Here is a 25118-nt window from a genome sequence, read left to right on the forward strand (position 1 = left end):
GGCCGAGGGCCACGTTAGTGGCTGGGGTGACACGTGGGCGCTTATGCGTGACCGGCACGTCTGTAATGTGACTCATATGACACCCCGTTATGAAACTCCCGAACAGCTCGTGGCCACCCCACGACTCACCGGATTGAGCGGACACCGGAACGGCCCGGTGATCGCCCTGCGGCAGGAACTGTCCTCAGACGGTAAGCGCTACGTCAAACACGCGTGGTCGGTACCCCGCCCGACCGACGGCGATCATGCACCTGTCCCCCTGACCTCCGGCGATCAAGGAGTCCAAGAGGTGTGCCCGGCGCCGTCGGGGGAGCTCTACTTCACGTCCGACCGGCCCATGGACGGGGACGACGAGAAGCGCTCCCGGTTGTGGTTGCTCCCCGAACGCGGCGACGCCCGCATGGTGCTGGACATGCCCGAGGGCATCTCGGACCCCAAGCTGGGCGGGGACATGCTGTTCTTCCTCTCGGGCATGCACCCGAGTGCCAAGGGTGCGGCGGACGAGCTCGCCCGCAACCGTGAACTGCACGAATTGCGTGAGGAATCCGGGGCGAGTCCCATGCTCTACGACCGCGCGCCGTTCCGGTACTGGGACCACGACCTCCCAGCCGCCGAGACCGCCCTGTGGTTCGTGGACACCGCCGCGCTCGCCGAGTCCCGGGACGCGGGGGAGGCCGTGCGCCGCGTGGATCTGCCCGCCGGGCGGTTAATGCGCTACTCGGTCGCCCCGGACGGCACCTGGCTGATCGCACAGTTGACCGTGTGGTTGCCGGAGGGCTGGGAACGGTCCCAGCTGTGGCGGGTGCCGATTACGGCAGACGGCGCCGGTCAGGCCGAACTGTTCCGGGACGCCACCGAGGAGGACTGGTGGGAGCCCGGGCCCGTCTCCCCGGACGGCAGCCGGGTCGTCCTGGAGCGGGACGTCGTGTGGCGCGACGGCGTCAACCTGCAGATCTCGCTGTGGGTCCACGACCTGAGCACGGGTCGGGACACGGAAGTGGTGCCCACAGACGAATACTGGGCGGGGGAATCCCGGTGGATCGATGACGACTCCTTCGTGTGCACGTCCGACTATCAGGGCCGGGGGATCGTGCTGCGGGTCACGTGCCCGCGGGGCGGGGACTCCTCGATCGACGTCCTGGCCGGCGGTGCCGAGCAGCCGTGGACCTATTGCGCGGTCCACCCCGTGGGGGACGCGTTCTACGGTCTGCGGGCCACCTACGACCACCCCCTCGAGGCGGTGACGTGGTCCGGTCGGGAGTTCTGCGCCGAGCCCACCCGGATCGACGGTCTCGTGCCCGACGACGCCGTCCCCGGCCGCCTCGAGGAGGTCACCACGACCGCCGAGGACGGGACGAGCATCCGCGCGTGGCTCGCGCTGCCCGAGGGGGAAGGAACCGAACACCCGTTGCTCGTGTTCGTTCACGGTGGGCCGTGGGCGTCCAACAACCAGTGGAGCTGGCGTTGGAATCCGTGGCCGTTCGTGGCCCGCGGTTATGCCGTGCTGTTCCCGGACCCGGCCATCTCCACGGGTTACGGACAGGCCATGATCGACCGCGGTCAGCAGGAGCTGGGCGGGGCGCCGTTCACGGACGTGATGGCCCTCGTGGAGGCCACGACGCAGCGGGCGGACATCGATGCCCAGCGCCAAGCGCTGCTGGGCGGTTCCTACGGCGGGTACATGGCCAACTGGGTGGCCACCCAGACGGCGGACCGGTTCCGGTGCATCGTGACCCACGCGTCCCTGTGGAACTTGGACTCCATGGGTGCCACCACGGACAACACCGAGTGGCGTGAGGCCATGGGCCCGGCCCAGGCCGCCGTGTACTCACCGCACCGGTTCGTGGACCGGATCCAGGTCCCCATGCTCGTGATCCACGGGGACAAGGACTACCGGGTCCCGATCTCCCAGGGCATCGAGCTGTGGTCCGATCTGCAGCTGCGCACCCGGGTGGAGGGCCACCGGTTCCTGTACTTCCCGGACGAGAACCACTGGATCCTCAAGCCGGCCAACTCGCGGGCGTGGTACGAGACCGTGCTCGCGTTCCTGGCCGAACACGTGCTGGGTGAGGAATGGCAGCGCCCCGAACTGCTCGGCTGAGCACACGGGAGACATGCATCACGTGTGCTCCGGGTGGCGGCGGAGGGGAGTAGAATCTCCACGATTCCCCTCTGCATCCACTCATGAAGAGAGACCTGTGCATGTCTGAAACCACCACCCAGCGCGCCGATCTGCGCAACGTGGCCATCGTGGCCCACGTTGACCACGGCAAGACCACCATCGTCGATGCCATGCTCCAGCAGACGAACGCGTTCTCCAGCCACGGAGAGGTCGAGGAACGGGTCATGGACTCGGGCGACCTGGAGCGGGAGAAGGGCATCACCATCCTGGCCAAGAACACCACGGTGTTCTACGACGGCCCCGCGGCCAACGGTGAGACCATCACGATCAACGTGATCGACACCCCGGGTCACGCCGACTTCGGTGGCGAGGTGGAGCGCGGTCTGTCCATGGTGGACGGCGTCGTGCTGCTCGTGGACGCCTCCGAGGGCCCGCTGCCCCAGACCCGGTTCGTGCTGCGCAAGGCCCTCGAGGCCAAGCTGCCCGTGATCGTCGTCGTCAACAAGGTGGACCGCCCGGACGCCCGGATCGACGAGGTCGTCTCCGACACCATGGACCTGCTGCTGGGCCTGGCCTCGGACATCGCCGAGGACCACCCGGACCTGGACCTGGACGCCGTCCTGGACGTGCCCGTGGTCTACGCCTCTGGCAAGGCCGGCCGTGCCTCCACCGACCAGCCCGGCAACGGCGAGTTGCCGGACAATGAGGACCTCGAGCCGCTGTTCCGTACCATCATCGAGCACATCCCCGCGCCGTCCTACAACCCGGACGGCGTGCTGCAGGCGCACGTGACCAACCTGGACGCCTCCCCGTTCCTGGGTCGCCTGGCCCTGCTGCGCATCTTCAACGGGACGCTGAAGAAGGGCCAGACCGTGGCGTGGGCGCGTCACGACGGAACCCTCAAGAGCGTGCGCATCTCCGAACTGCTGGCCACCAAGGGCCTGGACCGGGTGCCTGCGGAGAGCGCCGGGCCCGGTGAGATCGTGGCCGTGGCCGGGATCGAGGACATCACCATCGGTGAGACCCTCACGGACCTCGAGAACCCCGAGCCGCTGCCGCTGATCACGGTGGACGATCCCGCGATCTCCATGACCATCGGGATCAACACGTCGCCCTTGGCCGGACGCGTCAAGGGGGCCAAGGTCACCGCGCGCCAGGTCAAGGACCGCCTGGACAAGGAGCTCATCGGTAACGTCTCGCTGCGCGTGCTGCCCACCCAGCGCCCAGACGCGTGGGAGGTGCAGGGCCGCGGTGAGCTGGCCCTGGCCATCCTCGTGGAGCAGATGCGCCGCGAGGGCTTCGAGATCACCGCGGGCAAACCACAGGTGGTCACCAGGACCGTGGACGGCAAGGTGCACGAGCCCTACGAGCACATGACGATCGACGCTCCGGACGAGTTCCTAGGTGCGATCACCCAGCTCATGGCCGCGCGTAAGGGCCGTATGGAGGGCATGAGCAACCACGGCACCGGGTGGGTGCGCATGGAGTTCAAGGTCCCCTCGCGCGGTCTGATCGGCTTCCGCACCAAGTTCCTCACGGAGACCCGTGGCGCGGGCATCGCGTCCTCCTACGCAGACGGCTACGAGCCGTGGGCCGGGGAGATCGAGTACCGCACCAACGGTTCCATGATCGCGGACCGCGCCGGTGTGGTCACCCCGTACGCCATGATCAACCTGCAGGAGCGCGGCTCGTTCTTCGTGGAGCCTACCTCCGAGGTCTACGAGGGCATGATCGTGGGTGAGAACTCCCGCGCGGACGACATGGACGTGAACATCACCAAGGAGAAGAAGCTCACCAACATGCGCTCGTCCACGGCGGACAGCTTCGAGAACCTCACGCCCCCGCGCAAGCTCACGCTCGAGGAGTCCCTCGAGTTCGCGCGCGAGGACGAGTGTGTGGAGGTCACCCCGGAGGCCATCCGCATCCGCAAGGTGGTCCTGGACGCCAACGAGCGCCTCAAGGTCGCCCGGCAGCGGGCGCGCGCCTGATCGTGGCCGATCCTCGATACCCGGGCGGGGGACACGCAACCGAGGGGGCGGTGGAGACACTGCTCCCCGGGGGCGTGGACCCCGCCCGGGCTCGTGTGTTGTGGGTGCACGCCCACCCGGACGACGAAGCCATCGTCACGGGCGTATCCATCGGGTACTACGGCGCGTTGGGCGCCACCACGGTGTTGCTGACCATGACGCGCGGCGAACGCGGTGAGGTTATCCCGCCCGCCCTGCGTCATCTCGAGGTGGGCCAACCCGGGTGCCCGGACACCGACGGCACCGCGCTGGGGCTCTACCGCGTGGGTGAGCTCGACGCCGCCGCGGCCGCCATGGGGCTCGCGGACCGGTTCTTCGCGGGAGAGCCCCCCGCCCACGATCCCGCCGAGGGTTTCGCCAACGGCGCGGACAAGTACGTGGATTCCGGGATGAGCTGGGGGCCCGACGGCCGCCCGCAGCCCGCCGAGGACGTCTCACCCGCAGCGCTCACGGCGGCGGATCCGCAGGAGGCCGCCGCCCACGTGGCCGCAGCTATCCGCGCGGTGCGTCCCCACGCCGTGATCACCTACGACGACGACGGCGGGTACGGTCACCCGGACCACGTGGCCACGCACGGGGTCACGCTGCGCGCCGTGGACCTCGCAGCGTCAGCACCGGACACCGCCCACGACGCGTGGGACGTCCCCCTGACGTGGGGGATCGAGAGCGACGTGAACCCCTCGGACGAACGGCCGCAAGCGGCGATCCACGGTGATCTGGCGGTGAAGCGCGCCGCAATGGCGGCGCACGCCACACAGATCACCCTGGGCGAGGACCCGCAGGGCACCACGTACGAGCTATCCAACGGCGTGCCGCAGACCCTCAGCGCCACCGAGACGTTTCGCCTGTTGCGCCGGGGCGGACAATGAGCGCGTCCGGACTGCGCCGCACCGCCCCGTGGGAGAGCGCCCCGGCCGTGCAGACCGCCGGCGACCACGCGCCCGGGGGAGCCGAGAAGCAACGGCCGGGAGCGGCGTCGTCGTTGGTGACGGCACTGCTCACGGGACTCGTGGCGGGAGCGGTGGCCACGGCCATGCACGCCAACATCTGGTACCTGGACGGCTGGTGGCTCCCGTGGGGGCTCGTATTCTCCGGGGCGCTGCTGCTGTGCGCGAGCGTGTGGTGCGGTACTGCGACCCGGCGCGTGTGGGCGGCTGCCGTCCCAGGGCTCGTGACGTACGTGATCGCCTGGGCCACCGCGTACCTGCGAGAGGGCTCGGCGCTCGTGGTCACCACGTGGGCCGAGCCCGTGGGGATCGTGGGGTTGCTGTGGTTCGCCGTGATCTTCGTGGCGGTCATGGCCTCCGTGATTGTTACGGGACATTGGCTGGTGCGCTCGCGGGCGCGGTAGCCTCGAATGCCCGCCGCTAAAATGGTCGAGGACTTGGGAACAGAAGGAGAGGTTCGTCAACCGTGACTTACGTAATTGCGCAGCCGTGCGTGGATGTCAAGGACAAGGCCTGCGTGGAGGAATGTCCCGTGGACTGCATCTACGAGGGCGAGCGATCCCTGTACATCCACCCGGACGAGTGCGTGGACTGCGGTGCGTGCGAACCGGTGTGCCCCGTGGAGGCCATCTACTACGAGGACGACACCCCCGAGGAATGGGCCGAGTACTACAAGGCGAACGTGGAGTTCTTCGACGATCTGGGCTCTCCGGGTGGGGCCGCCAAGCTCGGCAACACCCACAAGGACCACCCCATGATCGCGGAACTGCCCCCGCAGAACCAGGACTGATCCGGTGAGCGTGGCCCGCGGATTCGGTCTGAACCTGCCCGACTACCCCTGGAACTCCCTCGCGCCGTACCGCCGGACCGCGCAGGAGCACCCGGATGGTGTGGTGGACCTGTCCATCGGGACCCCGGTGGACCCCACGCCGCTCGTGATCCAGGATGCGCTCGCCGCCGCCGCGGACGCCCCCGGGTATCCCACGACGCACGGGACCCCCGCGCTGCGGGAGGCCGTGGCCGCGTGGTTCGCCGATCGTCGCGGTGTGCCCGATCTGGACCCGGACGCCGTGATGCCCACGGTGGGGTCCAAGGAACTCGTCGCGTGGCTGCCGCTGTTGCTGGGTCTGGGCCCGGGCGACGTCGTAGTGCGTCCCGTGGTCGCCTACCCCACGTACGACATCGGGGCGCAGATCGCCGGCGCCGAGGCCGTGGCCGCGGACTCGCTGGACGAGCTCGAGCCCTCGGTGCGCGAGCGCGTGCGCATGGTGTGGGTCAACTCGCCGGGCAATCCCACGGGCATCGTGCGGGACGCGCAGAGTCTCAAGCGGCTCGTGGACCAGGCCCGCGCGCAGGGGGCCGTGGTGGTCTCCGACGAGTGCTATGCCGAGCTCGGCTGGGGTCAGTGGGATCCCGCACGCGGTGGCGAACCCGTGCCGTCCGTCCTGGACCCGCGCGTGAGCGGCGGGGACACGTCCCTGCTGTTCAGCGCGTACTCGCTGTCTAAGCAGTCGAACCTCGCGGGCTACCGCGCCGCGTTCCTCACGGGTGACCCCGCGCTGATGCCCTCGCTCATCAACTCGCGCAAGCACGCCGGGATGATCGTGCCCTATCCCGTGCAGGAAGCCATGCGCGTGGCCCTGGGGGACACCGCGCACGTGACGGCGCAGAAGAACCTCTACAGGCAGCGGCGCGAGGCACTCAAGCCCGCCGTGGAGGCCTTCGGGCTCACGATCGAGCATTCCGAGGCTGGCCTGTACCTGTGGGCCACCGCCGGTGAGGACACGAGGGACACCGTGGAACGCTTCGCCCGCCTGGGCATCGTGGTGGGCCCCGGGACCTTCTACGGGGACGCCGGGCACGGCTACGTGCGGCTGTCCCTGACCGCGAGCGACGAGCGCATGGCGGCCGCCGTGCAACGGCTCTCAGGCGCCGTCTGAGCCCGCCGCACACGGGTGGGCAAGTGGAATCCCGATCACACCAACGGGTAGGTTGGTGGGGAATGACATCGTGTTCCCGCCCGGTGCGCACCGACCCGAACCGCCACGACGGCGTGGGGGTGAACCGGACCGCGAACCCGTCGTGGAACACCTAGCGAACCGTGAAGGACACATCATGGCAGAGGCCAAGAAGTCCACCGACAAGGTGGAGCTGAACTACGAGAAGGGCAAGTCCCTCGAGCTCCCCGTACTGGAGGTGACCGAGGGCAACAAGGGCTACGGCGTGGGTTCCCTGCTCAAGGAGACCGGCAACGTCAGCTTCGACCCCGGGTTCGTGAACACCGCGAACACGCGCTCCACGGTGACCTACATCGACGGCGCCCAGGGCATCCTGCGCTACCGCGGCTACCCCATCGAGGAGCTTGCGGAGCACTCCAACTTCCTGGAGACCGCCTACCTGCTGATCTACGGCGAGCTTCCCACGCGTGAGCAGTACGAGGACTTCCAGCACCGCATCACCACGCACACCATGGTGCACGAGGACATCAAGATGTTCTTCAACGGCTTCCCCCGCTCCGCGCACCCCATGCCCGTGCTGTCCTCGGCCGTGTCCGCGCTGTCCACCTTCTACTCGGACTCCCTGGACCCGTTCAACAAGGAGCACGTGGAGATCTCCACCATCCGCCTGCTCGCAAAGGTCCCCACTCTGGCCGCGTACGCGTACAAGAAGTCCGTGGGCGAGCCGCAGCTGTACCCCCATAACAACCTCAACTACGCGGAGAACTTCCTGCGCATGTGCTTCGGTGTGCCCGCCGAGGACTACGAGGTGGACCCGGTGGTCGCCAAGACCCTGGACATCCTGTTCATGCTGCACGCGGACCACGAGCAGAACTGCTCCACCTCCACGGTGCGCCTGGTGGGTTCCTCCCACGCCAACATGTTCGCGTCCGTCTCCGCGGGCATCAACGCCCTCTACGGCCCGCTGCACGGCGGTGCCAATGAGGCCGTGCTGGCCATGCTGGACCAGATCCAGAACCGTGGGCTCTCCGCGGACGAGTTCATGGAGAAGGTCAAGAACAAGGAGGACGGCGTCCGCCTCATGGGGTTCGGGCACCGTGTCTACAAGAACTACGATCCCCGTGCCCGCATCATCAAGGGCTACGCGCACGACGTCCTGGCCAAGATGGGCGGCAACAACGAGCTGCTGGACCTGGCCATCGGCCTGGAGGAGAAGGCCCTCGCGGACGACTACTTCGTGGAGCGCAAGCTCTACCCGAACGTGGACTTCTACACGGGTTTGATCTACAAGGCCATGGGCTTCCCGGAGAAGATGTTCACCGTGCTCTTCGCGATCGGCCGCCTGCCCGGCTGGATCGCGCAGTGGCGCGAGATGATCGAGGACCCCGAGACCAAGATCGGCCGCCCCCGCCAGCTCTACGTGGGCGAGGGTGAGCGCCACTACCCGACCGCCAACTGAGTTCCCCGGTCAAACCGACGAGCCCCGATCACCGTTCGGTGATCGGGGCTCGTTCGTCGGTGCGGGCACGACGCCGCCGCGCGGCGGCTCCGGAGGGCAGGGCCGTCGTCGGCGCGCGCCGCGCCCGCTACCCGACGACGCCGCCGCTCGGCTCAGCCGTCGTAACCGTTCGGATTGTTCTTCTGCCAGTTCCAGTGGTCCCGGCACATGGTGTCGATGTCCCGGTCCGCGGACCAGCCCAGCTCGGCGAGGGCGGAGGCGGGATCGGCGTAGGACACAGCGGCGTCGCCGGGGCGGCGCGGGGCGATCTCGTAGGGGATCTCCCGGCCCGAGGCCTTCTGGAATGCCTCGCGGACCTCCAGCACGGAGTAGCCGCGGCCGGTGCCCAGGTTCCACACGTGCACGCCGTGGTCCCGGCTGATCCGGTCCAGGGCACGTAGGTGCCCGTCCGCGAGGTCCACCACGTGGATGTAGTCGCGCACGCCGGTGCCGTCCGGGGTGGGGTAGTCGTCGCCGAAGACCATGAGCTTCTCGCGGCGGCCCACGGCCACCTGCGCGACGAACGGCATGAGGTTGTTGGGGATGCCCGAGGGGTCCTCACCGATCCGCCCGGACTCGTGCGCGCCCACGGGGTTGAAGTAGCGCAGCAGGGCCACGGACCAGCGGTCATCGGAGGCCGCGAGGTCCGCGAGCATGTCCTCGATGTGTTCCTTGGTACGGCCGTACGGGTTCTGCGCGTCCATGGACAGCTTCTCGGTCAGCGGCATGGTCTCCGGGGCGCCGTACACGGTGGCCGAGGACGAGAACACGATACTGCGGCACCCGTTCTCCTCCATGGCCCACAACAGGTTCACGGTCCCGCTGACGTTGTTCGTGTAGTACCACAGCGGCTTCTGCGCCGATTCCCCCACGGCCTTGAGCCCCGCGAAGTGGATCACGGCGTCCGGGCGGTGCTGCGCGAACACGCGGTCCAGACCCTCGCGGTCCAGCAGATCCACCTCTTCGAACGCCGCGACGTCGCGTCCGGCGAGTTCCGCCACCCGCTCGAGCGACGTCTTGGTCGAATTGGACAGGTTGTCCAGGACGACGACGTCGTGCCCCGCCTCGAGCAGCGCCAGAACCGTGTGCGAGCCGATGTACCCGGTTCCCCCGGTGACAAGAATCTTCATGGTCCCCACCCTATCCAGTGGACCTCACGAAAACGCGCGGCCGGGCCCGCGAGCTGCGGGACCCGGCCGAGCGTCGTCGTCGTCGCGATCCGTGGACGCGCGACGGCGGGGATCAATTGGCGTGCAGTGCGGCGTTGAGCTCCACCGTGCTGCCCTGGCGGGGCAGCGCCTCCACGGCGCCGTTGGTGGAATTGCGGCGGAACAGCAGGTTGTTCACGCCGGAGAGCTCGGACGCCTTGACCACGCGGGGTTCGGCGCCGCCCTCGATGAGGCTCACGCGGGTACCGGCGGTGACGTACAGACCGGCCTCGACGACGCAGTCGTCACCCAGGGAGATGCCCACGCCCGCGTTGGCGCCCAGCAGGCAGCGCTGGCCCAGCGTGATCCGCTGCTTGCCGCCGCCGGACAGCGTGCCCATGATGGATGCGCCGCCGCCCACGTCCGTGTGGTCGTGGACCACGACGCCGGCGGAGATCCGGCCCTCGACCATGGCCTCGCCGAGCGTGCCGGCGTTGAAGTTCACGAACCCCTCGTGCATCACGGTGGTGCCCTCGCCCAGGTAGGCACCGAGGCGCACGCGGTCCGCGTCACCGATGCGCACACCGGAGGGCACCACGTAATCGACCATGCGCGGGAACTTGTCCACGCCAAGCACGGTCACGGTCCCGCCGGCGCGCAGGCGCAGCAGGGAGCGGGTCAGTTCCTCCGCGAGCACGGGACCGCGGCTGGTCCACGCCACGTTCGCGAGCTTGCCGAAGACGCCGTCCAGGTTGAGGGTGTTGGGCCGCACCAAGCGGTGGGACAGCAGGTGCAGGCGCAGGTAGGCGTCCGCGGCGTCCTGGGGTGCCTCGTCCAGGTTGATCACGGTGGTCACGATCTCGGAGCGCACGTTGCGATCCGGGTCCGTGGTGGCGGCCACGCGCAGATCCGCCTCGTAGCTCGTATCCGGGTTGGCGCTCAGGCTCGGCGCAGGGTAGAAGACGTCCAGCACGGTCCCCTCCCGCTCGCCGGAGTCCACCACGGTGGCCAGCCCCACTCCGGAGGCGATACGGGAATTCTCGGTGCTCTCGCTCGTTGAAGTCATGGGCCCATCCTAAAAGATGCCCCGTGACCCGGTGGTAGATGACCCGACCCGCGCGGCTCGTCAATGAGGCCCCGCGGCAGCCGACCGCGACGCCCACTGCGGGGCGCAGGGGCAAACTGTAGGCTGGCACGCATGAGCTCAGACGCTTCCGTGACCCTCGACCTCACCATGGATCCCGCGGATCTGACCGCCGCGCTCGTGGACGTGGAGTCCGTGTCCGATCACGAGGGCCCCCTGGCCGACGCCGTCGAAACAGCCCTGCGCGCTCTGCCCCATCTCAGTGTCCACCGGGACGGGGACACCGTGATCGCCCGCACGGACCGCGGCCGAGACGAACGCGTGATCCTCGCCGGCCACCTGGACACCGTGCCCCTGCCCACCGTGGAGGGATCGCTGGGCGGGGTCCCGGCCACGCGGCGTCGGGAAGCGGACGGGGACGTGATCTACGGCCGCGGCACCACCGACATGAAGGGCGGTGTGGCCGTCCAACTGGTGCTCGCGCACGAACTCACCGAGCCCAACCGGGACGTCACCTACGTGTTCTACGACCACGAAGAGGTCTCGAGCGATGCGAGCGGGCTGGGCCGCGTGATGCGCAACAGCCCCGAACTGCTCGAGGCGGACTTCGCGGTGCTGCTCGAACCGACCAACGGGACCGTGGAGGGCGGGTGCAACGGCACCATGCGTTTCCGGATCACGACCCACGGCAAGGCCGCCCACTCCGGGCGCTCGTGGATCGGGGAGAACGCGATCCACAAGCAGGCGGAGGTCCTGGCCCGGTTGAGCGCGTACGAGGCGCGCACCGTGACTGTGGAGGGCCTCGACTACCGTGAAGGGCTCAATGCGATCCGGATCGGCGGGGGAGTCGCGGGCAACGTGATCCCGGACACCGCGTGGGTCGAGGTCAACTACCGCTTCGCCCCGGACAAGTCCCTCGAGCAGGCACAGGACCACATGCGCGAGGTCTTCACCGGGTACGAGCTCGAGTGGCAGGACCTCTCGCCGGCGGCCCGTCCCGGGCTGGACCGGCCCTCCGCCGCGCAGTTCGTGGCCGCCGTGGGGCGGGAGCCCATGCCCAAGTACGGCTGGACCGACGTCGCCCGCTTCTCGGAGGCCGGGGTGCCTGCCGTGAACTTCGGCCCCGGGGACGCCCTGCTCGCCCACACCGACGACGAGCACGTGTTCGATGACGCCGTCCGGGCCTGCCACCGTGCGCTCGCGTCCTGGTTGTCCTGAGCGCGGGGTGATCGGGTATCCGATCCGAGGCGGGGGAGGTTGGCTCGAGTACTCACCGCGTTGCATGCCGCAGGGGAGTTCTGCGGCGGCGTGCAGCACGAGAACGTAGCCTGGTGGGCATGCACACCCCTGAGACACCGCACGAACGTTCCCTACCCCCCGAGCGTCACAAGGGGCCGGTGGTGCTGCGCCGCAAACAGCTGCATCGGCGCACGTCCGACCAGCGTTTCCTGGACCAGCACCCCGCCGAACCGGACGACTTCACCCGCACCGACCCGTGGCGCGTCCTGCGGATCCAGGCGGAGTTCGTTGAAGGCTTCGACGCACTCGCGAACCTGGGCCCCGCCGTCTCGGTCTTCGGGTCGGCGCGCACCGCGCTGGGGCACCCGGAGTACGAGCTCGCGCGCGAGCTGGGACGGGAAATCGGCAAGGCCGGCTACGCCGTGGTCACGGGCGGCGGCCCCGGCGTGATGGAGGCCGCGAACAGGGGAGCGGTGGACGTGGGCGCGCACTCGGTAGGGATCGGCATCGAGCTGCCCCACGAACAGCGCCTCAATGACTGGGTGGACCTGGGCATCAACTTCCGCTACTTCTTCGCGCGCAAGACCATGTTCGTGAAGTACAGCCAGGGCTTCGTGGCGCTGCCGGGCGGCTTCGGTACGCTCGACGAACTCTTCGAGGCACTGACCCTCGTGCAGACGGGTAAGATCACGCGTTTCCCGGTGATCCTGGTGGGCACGGACTACTGGGGCCCGTTGCTGGAATGGATCACCACCACGCTGGTGGCCGACGGCAAGGTCTCCACCGCGGACCTCGAACTGTTCCGGGTCACGGACAGCGTGGCCGAGGTCGTGGAGATCCTCACCGCGGTCCACGCCGACGACGACGGCATCCCGGTCTCCGGCCCCGCCCCGGGTGCCTCTCCCGTCCCGGGGAAGGCAGCGGTCGACGCCGCGGCGCCCGGTTCCGGGGGCGACGACGCCGCTCCCGCGGATGGCGCGCGTGGTTCCGTGCGCGGCGACACCGACCCTGGCACCGCAATACCCCGTTCCAGGGACGACGACGCTCGCGCCCCCGGTTCCGGCGCGTGAGTTCCACGGCGGTGGCGGACCCCGCGCGCAGCGCGCACGACTCCCGTGCGGGGAGGATGCGTCGACTGTGGGCGGCGGCTCCGTGGTGGCTCGCCGTGCTCGTGGTCTACGGGGTGTCGCGGGTCTGGGGCTGGGCGGTGTTCACGGTCGTGGGTGCCCAACAGGGTCCCGGGCCGTGGGGCAACGGCGCCCTGGGGTACCTGGATTTCGTGAACACGTGGGACGCCGACTGGTACCACACCATCTTCCGGGAGGGGTATCCGTTCCAGGTGCCCCGGGACTCGCTGGGCACGGTGTCCGAGAACGCGTGGGCGTTCTACCCCGTGTTCCCGCTGCTCGTGCGCGGCATCGACGCACTGACCAGGACCGGGTGGGCCGTCACGGCCGCCACGGTGTCCCTCGTGGCCGGTTTCGGTGCGGCCCTGGTGTTCTACCGACTGGTGTGCCAAGCACCCGTGATGGCCGCGCCCCGCACTCCCGGGGGCGTCTCACGCCCGGCACTGTGGGCCGTGGCGGTGTTCGCGTTCAACCCCGTGGCACCCGTGCTGCAGACCCCGTACGCCGAGGCGCTGAGCATGCTGTTCTTGCTGAGCGCCATGCTGTGCGTCGTGCGGGACCGGCCCGTGTGGGTCACCGTGTTCGTGGTGGCGCAGGCACTGACCCGACCCACAGGCGTGGCCCTGGCCGCGGCGCTGGGGGTGTGGTGGTTGTGGCGCAGCGTGGGGGACGTGCTCGCGCGACGTCGGGCGTGGTACCGGTGCCTGGACCGCTGGCTCGTGGTGGCGCTGATCGCGTGCGCTGCCGCCCTCGCGTGGCCGGCCATCGCGTGGGTCGTCACGCGGGAGCCCATGGCCTACACCGAGACGGAGGCCGCCTGGCGCGGGAGCCAGCACGTGATCCCCGTGTTGCCGTGGTTCCACGAGGCCACCGATCTGCTGGGCCCGATCGCCGGACTCGTCGCTCCCGTGGTGCTCGTGGCGGCGGTCGTGATGCTGTTGCGTTCGGACACGGTCAAGCGGGCCCTGCCGTTCTTTGTCCGTGTGTGGATCGCGGCCTACGGGTGCTATCTGCTGCTCGTGCTCAACCCGCAGAGCTCCACGTTCCGGTTGCTGTTGCCGTGGGCGCCGCTCGCCGCCGCCCTGGTGCACGTGAGCGACTCGCGCGCCTATCGGGTGCTGCTCGTGATCTTCGGGGCAGTGCTGCAGATCGTGTGGGTCGGGTGGCTGTGGCACTGGAAGCAACTACCCGGCGGTGGCGACTACCCGCCGTGACCCCGCGCGGCGGCCCTTGCCGCAGGCGCTGTCCACACACGCGCTGTGCGCTACGGCACAGATGGTTCCGAGCGCTCCCGCGTCGTGTGCCGGGTCACGGTACTGGCTGAGCGTTCGATAAGATAGCGAGCGTAAGTACTCACGAAGAGGAGCTCATAAATGGCGGCCATGAAGCCGAGGACGGGTGACGGACCCATGGAGGTCACCAAAGAAGGACGCAGTCTGATCATGCGGGTCCCCCTGGAAGGCGGAGGGCGTCTGGTGGTGGAACTCAAGTCGGACGAGGCCGCGGAATTGCGCGAGTGCTTGGCTTCGGTGACGCAGTAGCACCGACACCCCCCACGCCCGTGTCGCGAGGGCCCCTCACATCGAGTGAGGGGCCCTCGCGGCGTTCGGGGCTCAGAACGCCCAGTGGCTCCCGAGGGTGAGCCCCGCGGCCACGGCGAGCAGGCTCCACAGGACGGTTCCGAGCACCGACACCACCGCGGCCCCGGCACGTTGTTCTCGCGCGAGCCGTACGGCGTCCACCATGGCCGTGGAGAACGTGGTGTAGCCACCGCACAGCCCGGTGCCCAGGGCGAGCGTCCACACGGGTCCCAGAACCGCGCTCAGTCCGGTGACCACACCGAGCACGAACGACCCCGTCACGTTGATCAGCAGTGTGGCCGCGGGAAAGGTGGGAGCCCACCGGGCGGTGATCCCGCGGTCCAGGAGGAAACGCAGGACCGCTCCCACGGCGCCGCCCAGGGCCACGGCGGGTACCGCGATCACCGCGCCGCTCCCGCGGTGGGCGTGCCGCGGCGTCGTCCCCGGAGCCAGGCGCCCACCGCGAGACCCGCGGCCGCGGCGGCCAGCCCCGCGACGAGCATCAGCACCGCGTCACCGAACGCGGCCGCGCTCGCCCCGGAGCGCACGCGCTCCCACAGCTCCAGTGCGAAGGTCGAGTAGGTGGTGAACCCGCCGAGAAGCCCGGTGCCGAGCAGCATGCGCGCGGTGTGGGCACCACGGCGCTCGCGGCCGGGGCGGGTGAGCGCTTCGAGCAGCAGCCCGAGCAGGAAGGCGCCGGAGGCATTGACCGCGAACGTGGCCCACGACCACCCGGATCCTGCCGGAAGCACGAGGGACACCCACCAGCGGGCCAGACTCCCCGCAGCGCCGCCGAGGGCCACGAGTCCGGCGTCCTTGAACAGGGAGCCGCTCACAGCCGGACGGCCAGCAGTACACCCGTTCCCGTGGGCACCACGGCCGTGGACAACCGCGGTTCGTCCCGCAGGGTGCGCACGACGTCGCGCATGATCACGGTCTCCTCCTGGCGCTGCGCGGGCTGGGGGACTAGGTCCTGGTGCAGGGCGTCGTTGACCACGAGCATCCCGCCGTGACGCAGCAACCGGGCGCCCTCGATGACGTACTCGGCGGTGTTGACCACGTCCGCGTCGATGAACACCATGTCGTACGCGTTCTCGGTGAGCCGCGGCAGCACCAGGGAGGCCGCACCGGAGATCGTGCGGGTGCGTTTGGTTTCGAAACCGGCCTCGCGGAACGTGTCCCGCGCGGCGCGCAGGGCCCGGATGTCGGTGTCGATGGTCGTGAGGACGGACTCGGACGGCATCCCGCGCAGCAGCGCGAGCCCCGAGACGCCCGCACCGGTGCCCACTTCCACCACGGTCGCGGGGCGGGACGACGACGCCAGGACGGTCAGCAGCGCCGCGGTGGCCGGGGTCACGGGGTCCAAGCGCAGGGCCAGGGAGCGCTCGCGCGCACGGAAAGCGGTTTCGTCCTCCGTGGCGTAGGCCTCGCAATAGGCCCAGCTCGTGGTTTTATCCGTGCTCATGGACGCGGCGTGCCCTTCACTGCTGTGTGTGCCCGGATCCCCGCGGACCCAGCGCTTCGACGTGGCGGGCCCGGCGTCATGTCCGGGCTCACGGTGCTTCAGCTTATCGCGGTCTGAGGGCACCGCCGGGAACGCCCGGTCGGTGTCCAGATCGCTGTCAGAATCCTGCCGCACAATGGGGGCGTCGAACGCGGCCGCCGCAGGGCGGTCGCAGCAGGGGACGAACAGGGAGGGGGACGGGGTGTCCACACGGGTCGCGGGTCGCAGCAGGGTGCGCCGGCCCTGGCGTCGGCCGAGTCGGCGGGCCGTGGGTCTCATGACCGCCTTCGCGGCCTGCGTGTGCGTCGCCCTGCTGACCACCGCCGTGTGGAGCGTGGGCAAGCAGGTGCAGCAGCGCCAGAGCGCGGACGCTCGGTCGGAGGCCACGTGGTCACCCGGTCCCCGGGGAATGGTAGACACCACCTCGGAGGCCGACATCCAGAGCCTGCGCGCCCGGGGGTGGGCCGTTCCGGGTCTGGCCGCGAAGGGGTACTCGGTCGCGGACATCCAACAGTCGCAGGTGGGGGGCCAGCCCGTCGTGGCGGTGGCCCTGCACAATGATCACGGCTCGGTGACCATCGTGGAGCAGCGCGGTGACATCAATCCCGACAACCCCATGGACGGCATCACCGGGCTCCCCGTGGGCGCCGAGGGCATGCACCGGTCGGTGCTCGACGGCGCGCGGTTGTGGGTGGACCGCTCCCAACCGTGGCGCGCGGTGATGGTGCGCCCGGACGCCGTGTACACCCTCACATCGGACACCGCACCGGCCACCCTGGCCCAGACCGTGAGCGCAGTCGTGGCGGAGGACCGGGGACGGGTCAGCCTGCCCTCGCAGAAGGACGAGAGTTTCGGGGCCACGGTCGCGGAGGGACTCAAGGAAATTTTCGGTTAAGGACCGCCCCCACCGGGGCGTTCCACGACGTTGATAGGCTCAGCGGGTGTTCGGGATTTCAGGCGGGGAAGCCATCATCATTCTCATCGTGGCCCTGGTGATCATCGGGCCCGAGCGGTTGCCCGAGTACGCCGAGAAGTTCAAGGACATGGTCAAGTCCATCCGGCGCTACGCCACGGGTGCCACGGACGATCTCAAGGCGACTCTCGGCCCCGAATTCTCGGACCTCGACTGGCGCAAGCTCGACCCCCGGCAGTACGACCCGCGCGTGATCGTGCGTGAAGCGCTGCTCGAGGACGACGAGGAACAGAACCGCCACCAGTACGAGGCCTCCACCGTGGCCGCACCCACGGTGCGACGGCTCGCGCGAGGCGAACGCGCCCCGTTCGACACCGAGGCCACGTGAGCCGTCGAGCGCGGCGTGAGCAACCGGCCGCCGCGCTATCGGCCGCGCGCCGCGTGAGCTGACAGCCGTCCCGTCATCAGACCGACGCCGCGCGTAGGTCGACGCCGCGTGAACAGACGGGTAGGTGCCGGGCGAGCGGGAAGCGGGCCGTGCGGCGGCGTCGTCCCGAGGGAGATCGCTCAACCGCGCGGCGTGATGCCCAGATTCTTACCGGCCAGCCCGCGGCCCTGCTGATCCAGGGCGCGCGCGACGGCCCACAGCTGCTCGGCGGCGGGGGAGTTCGGCCGATCCCATACCGCGGGCACGCCGCGGTCCGAGGCCTCCCGCACGGTGACGTCCAGGGGGACGCTGCCGAGCAGGGGGACGGGGTAGCCCAGGCGCTCGGACAGCGAGCTCGCGATCGTCTCGCCACCGCCCGCTCCGAAGACCTCCATGCGCGTGCCGTCCGGCATGACCATCGCGGACATGTTCTCGACGACGCCCGTGACCTTCTGCTCGGTCTGCTCGGCGAGCGTCCCCGAACGCTGGGCCACGCTCACGGCGGCGTGCTGGGGCGTGGAGACCACGACCACGCCCGAGCGGGGCAGCAGCTGACCCACCGAGATCGCGATGTCCCCCGTGCCCGGGGGTAGGTCCAGGAGCAGGTGGTCCAGGTCCCCGAAGTGCACGTCCGTGAGGAACTGCTCCACCGCGCGGTGCAGCATGGGGCCGCGCCACGCCACGGGCTGGGCGGGATCCACGAACATCCCGATCGAGATCACCTTGAGCACCCCGCGCGAGCGGTGACCGGCCCCAGCCGCGCTGTCCTCGGGCCGGCGGTCCGCACCCTCCGGGACCTCCACGACGGGCGGCAGGATCATGTCCCCCACGCGCGTGGGTGGTTGCGCGATCCCCAGCAGACCGGGTACTGAGAAGCCGTGGATGTCCGCGTCCACGATGCCCACGGTGCGTCCCATCGCGGCCAGCGCGGCGGCGATGTTCACCGTCACGCTGGACTTTCCCACCCCGCCCTTGCCGCTCGTGATTGCGTGCACGCGCGTGAGTGAATGCGGGTCCGCGAACGGGTTGGTGCGGTGGTGCCCGAGTTTCTCCTGCAGTTCCTGGCGCTGCGCCGGGGTCATCACACCCACGTCCACGGCGACGTCGCGGACGTCCGGGAGCTCGTTCAGGGCGGCACGGAGATCCGCTTCGATCGTGGTGCGCATGGGGCACCCGGAGACCGTGAGCAGCACGGTCACGCGTGCCGTCCTGCCTTCGAGGACGGCCTCGGGGATCATCCCGAGCTCGGTCACCGGGCGGCGCAGCTCGGGGTCGATCACGCCGTCCAGGGCTGCGCGCAGTCGGGGGTCGATGGTGCTCCCGTTCACTGATGCGGTCCTTCCTGCTCGGGGTCCTCGAGCTCGATCTTCTTCGCGCGCGGGGCCCTGGTGGAGCCGTCGGACTTCTTGCCCTCGGACTTCTTGGTCTTGGACTTGGTGGCCTGGGACTGCGCGGCGGCCTGATCGGCGGCGCGGCGGTCCTGGTCCTCGAGGATCTCCTCGAGCAGCCCGCGCAACTCGGAGCGGACGTAGTCGCGGGTCGCGACCTCGCGCAACGCGATGCGCAGGGACGCGATCTCCCGGGTGAGGTACTCGGTGTCCGCGAGGTTCTGCTGCCCGCGTTTACGGTCCTCCTCGGCGACCACGCGGTCACGGTCGTCCTGCCGGTTCTGCGCGAGCAGCAACAAGGGAGCGGCGTAGGAGGCCTGCAGCGAGAGCATCAGTGTCAGCAGTGTGAAGTTCAACGCGCGCGGATCGAACTGCATGCTCTCGGGCGCCAGGGTATTCCACGCCAACCACACCGTGACGAACACGGTCATCCACAGCAAGAACTGGGGCGTGCCCATCCAGCGGGCGAAGGACTCCGTGAGCCGCCCGAAGGCGTCCGGGTTGGGGCGGAAGCGGGTCAAGTACCCCGGGCGTTTCTCGCGCGGTTGGTCCAGGGGGCCGGGCGAATACTGCGAGGACGCGCTGCGCCGGGGATTACTCATACCGCTTACCCACCTTCCGGACCGGGGTTCCGTCGTCGTACGTGCGCCAGTCCTCGGGCAGCAGGGCGTCCAGGACGTCGTCGATCGTGACCGCACCCACGAGCCGGTCCTGGTCGTTGACGACCGGCAGGATCGTGAGGTCGTACGTGGCCAGTTCGCGAGCGACGTCGGCCAAGGACGCCTGGTCCGAGACGGGCTCGATGGACCGATCGATTAGGTTACCAATCGCCTCGGGCGGCGGGTAACGCAGCAGTCGCTGCGTGTGCACGAGACCCAGGTACTTACCCGTGGGGGTCTCGAGCGGCGGGCGGCACACGAGCACCGCAGACGCCGCGGCCGGGATGATCTCCTCCTGGCGGATGTGCGCGAGCGCTTCCGCCACGGTGGCCTCCGGGGGCAGCACGATGGGTACGGGCGTCATGAGCGAACCGGCCGTGCCCTCCTCGTACTCGCGCAGGCGCCGGACGTCCTCCGCGTCCTCGGGTTCCATCATGGTGATGAACCGCTCGGCCTCCGCTTCCGGCAGTTCGTTGAGCAGGTCGGTCGCGTCGTCGGGGTCCATCTCGGCGAGCAGCGTGACGGCGCGCTCGTTGTCCAGGTGGGTCAGAATGAAGACCTGGTCGTCCTCCGGCAGCTCCTCGAGCACGTCCGCGAGCCGCTCGTCCTGCAGTTCCGCCGCGATCTCGAGCTTGCGCTTGTCCGGCATGTCCCGCAGCTCGTCCGCGATGTCCGCGGCCTGGTCCTCCTCGTGCTGCGCGATCCACTGCGTGGCCGGTTGCGGCCCCGCGTTGGACGGGTCGTCCGCGTCCTCCCAGTCCACCACGAGCGTCTGATTACGACGCCGGATCAAGCCTCCCGTGGCCTGCGACCTGCGCACGAACAACTGCGAGATGACCCAGTCACCCCGGTTGTTGCTCTTCTCCATGGCCACGTCCTCGATCGTGGCGGTCCCGGAACCGTCCAACAGCACCACGGTGCGGTCGAAGAGCTCACCCACGGCCAGCGTCTCGGCACCGCGCTGCTCGAAGCGGCGCAGGTTCACGAGCCCGGTGGAGATGATCTGCTCCGCGTCGATGCTCGTAACACGCGTCATGGGCACGAACACACGCTTCTTCCCGAGCACCTCCACCACGAGACCCACGACGAGCGGGCGGGTGCGCACCGACGGTTTGCTACCCGGGCGCAACAGCACCACGACGTCGCGCAATCGCCCCAGGCGGTCGCCCAACGGGTCGAAGACGTCCAGGCCGATGAGTCTCGCGACGAAGATCTTGGAAAGGTTTGTGCTCACCCGCCCAGCCTAGTGAACCGTGCTGTGCGGTCCCATTCCTGGAGTGGGGGATCAGAACCCGGGCGATACCGGTTGCTGGGCACCCGATCCGGGGTGGGTTCACCGGCCGCCGTGTTCACCCGCTGCGATGATCCAGGGTTTTCCCGGCGGGCTCGTGGGTGACTACGGGACAATGGATGGCATGAGCAACTCGAAACGAGGCCCCGCCCAACTGTCCATCGCCCCGGAAATGCCCCGCGGTGAGGTGGTGGGCCGTTACCGGACCTACGCCCTGGCGCAGAAAGCCGTTGACTACATGGCGGACGAACACTTCCCCGTGGCCATGGTCTCGATCATCGGCAGCGACCTCAAGTCGGTGGAGCAGGTCACCGGTCGGCTCTCCTACCCCAAGGTCGCCCTGCAGGGTGCGCTCAACGGTCTGGTCTTCGGCGCGTTCTTCGGCCTTTTGATGTCCCTGCTGGGCGGGGCCAACATGGCTTCGTCCCTGTTGCTCACCATGATCCTCGGTGGCGCGTTCTGGATGCTCATGGCCACCATCACGTACGCCATGTCCCGCGGCAAGCGGGACTTCACCTCGACCAGCAGGATCGTGGCGGGCAGCTACGAGGTCCTCGCCGCCCCGGAGGTCGCGGGTCAGGCCCGCCAGGTGCTCAACGGCATGGAAGGCGGCCACGTGGTGGGGCAGCGCGGGCAGAACCCGGGTCAGGGGTACCGCGGTCCCGCCGGTCCGCAGGGTGACCAGTGGGGTGGTTCGGGTGCTCCGCAGGGCAGCCAGTACCCCGGTGGCCCGCAGTACGGTGGACCGGCCCAGGGCGGGCGGCCGGGCTCTCCGGGTCAGGGCGCCCCGGTTCACGGTGCTCCGGTGCAGGGTGATCCCGGGGGACAGAACGCTCCCGGCGGTTCCGAGCCGCGCTACGGTGTGTTCCTCCCGGGTGCAGATCAGCAGCAGGAAGACGCCAACCGCTCCGCGAAGTTCCCGGACCTCCCGGACGGACGCCCGCAGTACGGTATCCGGCTCGAACCCTCCGACGCCGCCCCGGCCGGTGGGCAGCCCGCACCGCAGGCCCCCGCGAACGCCGCCGCTCCGTCCCACCCTGCGGCCGACGCTCCCGCTCCCTCCACAGACGGGGCGTCATCGGGCACGATCCCCGCGAACCCGGCTCAGTCGGCCGACCGCGCGGCGCCGTGGACACAGCCGGGTACCCCCGAGGCACCGCGCGAGGGCGGGTCGACCCCGCACAACGGACAGGACACGACCCAGCGGCCGCACGGCGAGGACCAGCGCTGACCCACGGCACACGCGCAACAAAATTTCGGGCACGCCAGAGCCACAGATGGTGCCCGAAGGTGGCGCGGGAGTGACTGGGAGTTGCGGCGCCCGTGGATGGCCCCGCGACATACGACTAACGACATTTTGGACAGTGTGAGGCCACTTTCGGCCCCCGAATGTGGCGCGGGAGTGACTGGGAGTTCGGCGGCGTCACGCACAGAGAGCGATCTCCGGGTCCTGACATGCGGGCCCGGGGATCACTCTCTAGGTGTTCCGGGGGTTACGCCGCGGGGCCCGCGCTGGGGCCCACGTTCTCGTCCCGGTTCCAGATGCCCTGGATCCACGACTCCACGTCGTCGGGGTTGCGGGGGAGGGCCTCGGAGAGGTTCTCGTTGCCCTGCTCGGTGATCAGCACGTCGTCCTCGATGCGCACACCGATGCCGCGGTACTCCTCGGGGATCGCGAGGTCCTCGTTCTTGAAGTACAACCCGGGCTCGATCGTGAACACCATCCCCGGCTCGATCACAGCGTCCAGGTAGAGTTCACGCTTGGCCTGGGCGCAGTCGTGCACGTCCAGTCCCAGGTGGTGGCTCGTGCCGTGCGGCATCCAGCGGCGGTGGTGCTGACCGGCCTCGGACAGGGAGACCTCCGCGGACACCGGCAACAGCCCCCATTCCTCGAGCCGCTGGGCGAGCACCTTCATGGCCGCGGCGTGGAGGTCCCGGAACTTGTTACCGGGAACGGCGACGTCGAACGCGGCGTCCGCGGCGTCGAGCACGGCCTGGTAGATCCGGCGCTGCACGTCCGTGTAGCTGCCGGTCACGGGCAGGGTGCGGGTGAGGTCCGCGGTGTAGAGCGACTCGGCCTCCACACCCGCGTCCACGAGGATCAGCTCGCCCGGCTTGACCGAGCCGTTGTTGCGGATCCAGTGCAGCACGGTCGCGTTGTTCCCGGACGCCGCGATGGTGTCGTAGCCGAGGTCGTTGCCCTCGAGCCGGGCGCGGGAGAAGAACGCGCCCTCGACGACGCGCTCGCCGCGTTCACCGCCGATCGCGCGCGGCAGCACGGAGACGATGTCCTCGAAACCGCGGATCGTGGCCGCCACGGCCTCGCGCAACTGCCCGATCTCGTACTCGTCCTTGATGAGCCGCAGCTCGCTCAGGGCCTCGGCCAGGGTCGCGTCCTTGGTGTCCGACTGCTCGAGGTCCACGCCCGTGTTGATCCGGGAGGTGTCAACGAGCGCGTCCATGTTCAGGTCCACATCCCGCACCAAACGAATGCTGAGACCACCCAGGGCGGTGTTGCCTGCGTCCTTGGTGACCGCGGTCTCCAGAGCGGAGAGATCCTCGGTGGGCAGCGCGAACTCGTCACGCAATTGCGCCAGCGTGGGGCGGGGCCCCACCCAGAACTCACCGTTCTTGGCATCCGCGTAGAACTCCGCGGAGTCCCGCCCGGCCATGGGGTGGAAGTACAGGGTGGAGGTGTGGTCGCTGCCGTCGTCCCCCTGACCCTGCTCGGTGGGTTCCATGACCAGCACGGCCTCGGGCTCGTGGTCCACTCCCATGCCCGTGAGGTGAGCGAACGCGGAGTGCGGGCGGAAGCGATAGTCGGTGTCGTTCGAGCGCACCTTGGGGGCGCCCGCGGGGATCACGAGGCGCTCGCCGGGGAACATCCGGGAGAGCCGGGCACGGCGCTGAGCGGCGAACTCCGCGACCTCGGCGCGCGGCGTCGTCGTGTGCTCCGGAGCGGCCCAACCCGAGGCCATGAACTCGCGGAACTCCGCGTTGTCGGGGCGCTGCGAGCGGTTGTCCACCCGCTCGTCCATGGGCTGCGCGGCGTCCTCGCTTGCGTGATGGGAAGCGGTGGGGTGTGCTGAGCCTTGGCTCATGGACGCGGTCATCTCCTTCGGGGCGCGGGCTCCCGCGCGGGTCGCGATGCTGGCGGAATGTTCTCGTCCATGGTGCCACGCCGGTCAACCCTGGCCCGTGGGCAGCGAGGACCGGGCGATCGGTAGCGATGGCTCGGCCTTGTCCGGTCGGCGCGTATCGCGGGCCGACCCACCGCGGTCCGCGGGTATCGTGGAGGTGATGAGAATCGACCTGCACACCCACTCCAACGCGTCGGACGGCACGGAGTCCCCGGCGGACGTGGCCCGCGCGGCACACCGGGCCGGGCTCAACGTCTTCGCGCTCACCGATCACGACACCACCGCGGGATGGCAGGAGGCGGGGGACACCGCCGTGTCCCTGGGGGTCGCGTTCGTACCCGGCATGGAGATCACGTGCACCACCGCGGGCGGTATCTCGGTGCACATGCTCAGCTATCTGCACGGCCCGGACCACGCACCGCTGCTGGACGCGATCGAGGAGTCCCGGCGCAGCCGACTCTTCCGCGCGCACACGATGGTGGACCTGCTCGCGCAGGACTACCCGATCAGCTGGGACGACGTCATGGCCCACGTGAGTCCCGAGGCCACGGTGGGCCGCCCGCACATCGCGGACGCCCTGGTGGAGCTGGGCGTCGTCCCAAACCGCTCTGCCGCGTTCTCGGACATGCTCTCCGGGCGATCTAAGTACTACGTGCGGCACATGGCCCTGGACCCGGTGCAGGCCATCAAACTCGTGCGCGCGGCGGGCGGGGTCCCGGTGTGCGCGCACCCCATGGCCCCGTTGCGCGGTCGCGTGGCCACCCCGGCTGATTTCAACGCGATGATCGACGCCGGTCTGGCCGGCGTGGAAGTCGCCCACCGGGACAACCCGGACGAGTCCCGCGCGGTGCTCATGAAGCTCGCCGCGGACCACGATCTCATCGTCACGGGATCCAGCGACTACCACGGCGCGGGCAAGCCCAATCGGTTGGGGGAGAACTCCACGTCCGTGCGTTCGCTCACGAGGATTTGCGAACAGGCCACCTCCGGGGTGGAGGTCCGCTGGCCGTGAGGCCGGGGCGCACGGCGCGGTCCTGACGACGTTTCGAAGAACAGTCGGGATGCA

At 69.5% G+C, this 25118-nt stretch carries 23 protein-coding genes and 1 pseudogene; 15 read left to right on the top strand and 9 right to left on the bottom strand.

Features of this window, described 5'->3' with window-relative positions; all coding sequences use genetic code 11:
- Positions 1-76: 76 nt before the first annotated feature.
- The 7 genes from HBK84_RS04355 (at position 77) to HBK84_RS04385 (ending at position 8513) form a co-directional block, all read left to right on the top strand.
- On the top strand, positions 77-2101 hold the full coding sequence (locus HBK84_RS04355) for an alpha/beta fold hydrolase (protein ID WP_167318292.1): 2025 nt from the start codon (positions 77-79) through the stop codon (positions 2099-2101).
- Positions 2102-2202: 101 nt separating this feature from the next.
- Positions 2203-4110, top strand: coding sequence for a translational GTPase TypA (gene typA, locus HBK84_RS04360; protein ID WP_064846062.1), 1908 nt, complete (start codon positions 2203-2205; stop codon positions 4108-4110).
- Positions 4111-4160: 50 nt separating this feature from the next.
- Positions 4161-5018 (top strand): PIG-L family deacetylase, encoded by an 858-nt coding sequence (locus HBK84_RS04365; RefSeq protein ID WP_239319475.1) that lies wholly within the window; start codon positions 4161-4163, stop codon positions 5016-5018.
- Complete coding sequence (locus HBK84_RS04370; protein ID WP_240505702.1) at positions 5015-5500, top strand: hypothetical protein; 486 nt, start codon at positions 5015-5017, stop codon at positions 5498-5500. The genes HBK84_RS04365 and HBK84_RS04370 overlap by 4 nt, the downstream gene beginning before the upstream one ends.
- Positions 5501-5562: 62 nt before the next feature.
- The gene (gene fdxA, locus HBK84_RS04375) at positions 5563-5886 is read left to right on the top strand and encodes a ferredoxin (protein WP_035965353.1); all 324 of its coding nucleotides are present in this window, start codon (positions 5563-5565) and stop codon (positions 5884-5886) included.
- A gap of 4 nt (positions 5887-5890) precedes the next feature.
- Entirely contained in the window at positions 5891-7036 is a 1146-nt protein-coding gene (gene dapC, locus HBK84_RS04380; protein WP_167318293.1) for a succinyldiaminopimelate transaminase, read from the top strand.
- 175 nt (positions 7037-7211) lie between these two features.
- The gene (locus HBK84_RS04385; protein WP_064846064.1) at positions 7212-8513 is read left to right on the top strand and encodes a citrate synthase; all 1302 of its coding nucleotides are present in this window, start codon (positions 7212-7214) and stop codon (positions 8511-8513) included.
- Positions 8514-8665: 152 nt separating this feature from the next.
- Here HBK84_RS04385 and galE read toward each other — a convergent pair whose 3' ends face one another.
- A complete protein-coding gene (galE, locus tag HBK84_RS04390) occupies positions 8666-9682 on the bottom strand; it encodes a UDP-glucose 4-epimerase GalE (protein ID WP_144932273.1) in 1017 nt (338 codons plus the stop codon).
- Positions 9683-9794: 112 nt separating this feature from the next.
- On the bottom strand, positions 9795-10766 hold the full coding sequence (gene dapD / locus HBK84_RS04395) for a 2,3,4,5-tetrahydropyridine-2,6-dicarboxylate N-succinyltransferase (protein ID WP_085107164.1): 972 nt from the start codon (positions 10764-10766) through the stop codon (positions 9795-9797).
- A gap of 132 nt (positions 10767-10898) precedes the next feature.
- On the opposite strand from dapD, the gene dapE reads away from it, so the two are divergent.
- From dapE to HBK84_RS04415, 4 genes and pseudogenes are all read left to right on the top strand, one after another.
- Positions 10899-12002, top strand: coding sequence for a succinyl-diaminopimelate desuccinylase (gene dapE, locus HBK84_RS04400; protein WP_144932278.1), 1104 nt, complete (start codon positions 10899-10901; stop codon positions 12000-12002).
- Between the two features lie 119 nt (positions 12003-12121).
- Positions 12122-12865 (top strand): annotated as a pseudogene (locus HBK84_RS04405) (TIGR00730 family Rossman fold protein); the annotation flags it as partial.
- A 224-nt stretch (positions 12866-13089) separates the two neighbouring features.
- On the top strand, positions 13090-14364 hold the full coding sequence (locus HBK84_RS04410; protein WP_240919102.1) for a mannosyltransferase family protein: 1275 nt from the start codon (positions 13090-13092) through the stop codon (positions 14362-14364).
- Between the two features lie 159 nt (positions 14365-14523).
- Entirely contained in the window at positions 14524-14691 is a 168-nt protein-coding gene (locus HBK84_RS04415) for a DUF3117 domain-containing protein (protein ID WP_064846068.1), read from the top strand.
- 72 nt (positions 14692-14763) lie between these two features.
- Here the strand turns inward: HBK84_RS04415 and crcB are convergent, their stop codons facing one another.
- The 3 genes from crcB to HBK84_RS04430 are packed head-to-tail and all read right to left on the bottom strand — an operon-like array spanning position 14764 to position 16195.
- Complete coding sequence (gene crcB, locus HBK84_RS04420; RefSeq protein ID WP_085107172.1) at positions 14764-15135, bottom strand: fluoride efflux transporter CrcB; 372 nt, start codon at positions 15133-15135, stop codon at positions 14764-14766.
- On the bottom strand, positions 15132-15566 hold the full coding sequence (locus tag HBK84_RS04425; protein WP_085107174.1) for a CrcB family protein: 435 nt from the start codon (positions 15564-15566) through the stop codon (positions 15132-15134). The genes crcB and HBK84_RS04425 overlap by 4 nt, the downstream gene beginning before the upstream one ends.
- Positions 15563-16195, bottom strand: coding sequence for an O-methyltransferase (locus tag HBK84_RS04430; RefSeq protein WP_064846071.1), 633 nt, complete (start codon positions 16193-16195; stop codon positions 15563-15565). Before HBK84_RS04430 ends, HBK84_RS04425 begins: the two co-directional genes overlap by 4 nt.
- 241 nt (positions 16196-16436) lie before the next feature.
- Here HBK84_RS04430 and HBK84_RS04435 point away from each other — a divergent pair, with 241 nt between their 5' ends.
- Both HBK84_RS04435 and HBK84_RS04440 read left to right on the top strand, forming a co-directional pair.
- Positions 16437-17129 carry a hypothetical protein gene (locus HBK84_RS04435; protein ID WP_167318295.1) on the top strand — a complete coding sequence of 231 codons (693 nt, stop codon included), beginning with the start codon at positions 16437-16439 and terminating at the stop codon, positions 17127-17129.
- A 46-nt stretch (positions 17130-17175) separates the two neighbouring features.
- Positions 17176-17535 (top strand): sec-independent translocase, encoded by a 360-nt coding sequence (locus HBK84_RS04440; RefSeq protein WP_085107176.1) that lies wholly within the window; start codon positions 17176-17178, stop codon positions 17533-17535.
- Positions 17536-17714: 179 nt separating this feature from the next.
- On the opposite strand, the gene HBK84_RS04445 is transcribed toward HBK84_RS04440, so the two are convergent.
- From HBK84_RS04445 to HBK84_RS04455, 3 genes are read right to left on the bottom strand one after another with little or no spacing between them, the layout of a single operon-like run.
- On the bottom strand, positions 17715-18902 hold the full coding sequence (locus HBK84_RS04445; protein WP_167318296.1) for a P-loop NTPase: 1188 nt from the start codon (positions 18900-18902) through the stop codon (positions 17715-17717).
- Entirely contained in the window at positions 18899-19564 is a 666-nt protein-coding gene (locus HBK84_RS04450; RefSeq protein WP_082943258.1) for a DUF1003 domain-containing protein, read from the bottom strand. The genes HBK84_RS04445 and HBK84_RS04450 overlap by 4 nt, the downstream gene beginning before the upstream one ends.
- Positions 19557-20855, bottom strand: coding sequence for a magnesium transporter MgtE N-terminal domain-containing protein (locus HBK84_RS04455; protein WP_035965335.1), 1299 nt, complete (start codon positions 20853-20855; stop codon positions 19557-19559). Before HBK84_RS04455 ends, HBK84_RS04450 begins: the two co-directional genes overlap by 8 nt.
- 181 nt (positions 20856-21036) lie before the next feature.
- Between HBK84_RS04455 and HBK84_RS04460 the strand changes: the two genes are divergently transcribed.
- Complete coding sequence (locus tag HBK84_RS04460) at positions 21037-22143, top strand: general stress protein (protein WP_206069193.1); 1107 nt, start codon at positions 21037-21039, stop codon at positions 22141-22143.
- A gap of 262 nt (positions 22144-22405) precedes the next feature.
- On the opposite strand, the gene HBK84_RS04465 is transcribed toward HBK84_RS04460, so the two are convergent.
- Positions 22406-24013, bottom strand: a complete 1608-nt coding sequence (locus HBK84_RS04465) for an aminopeptidase P family protein (RefSeq protein ID WP_144997951.1) — start codon at positions 24011-24013, stop codon at positions 22406-22408.
- A 199-nt stretch (positions 24014-24212) separates the two neighbouring features.
- On the opposite strand from HBK84_RS04465, the gene HBK84_RS04470 reads away from it, so the two are divergent.
- Positions 24213-25064, top strand: a complete 852-nt coding sequence (locus tag HBK84_RS04470; protein ID WP_167318297.1) for a PHP domain-containing protein — start codon at positions 24213-24215, stop codon at positions 25062-25064.
- Positions 25065-25118: the final 54 nt, after the last annotated feature.

Origin of the sequence: Kocuria sp. KD4 (assembly GCF_011769905.1) — a bacterium.
GTDB lineage: Bacteria > Actinomycetota > Actinomycetes > Actinomycetales > Micrococcaceae > Kocuria > Kocuria marina.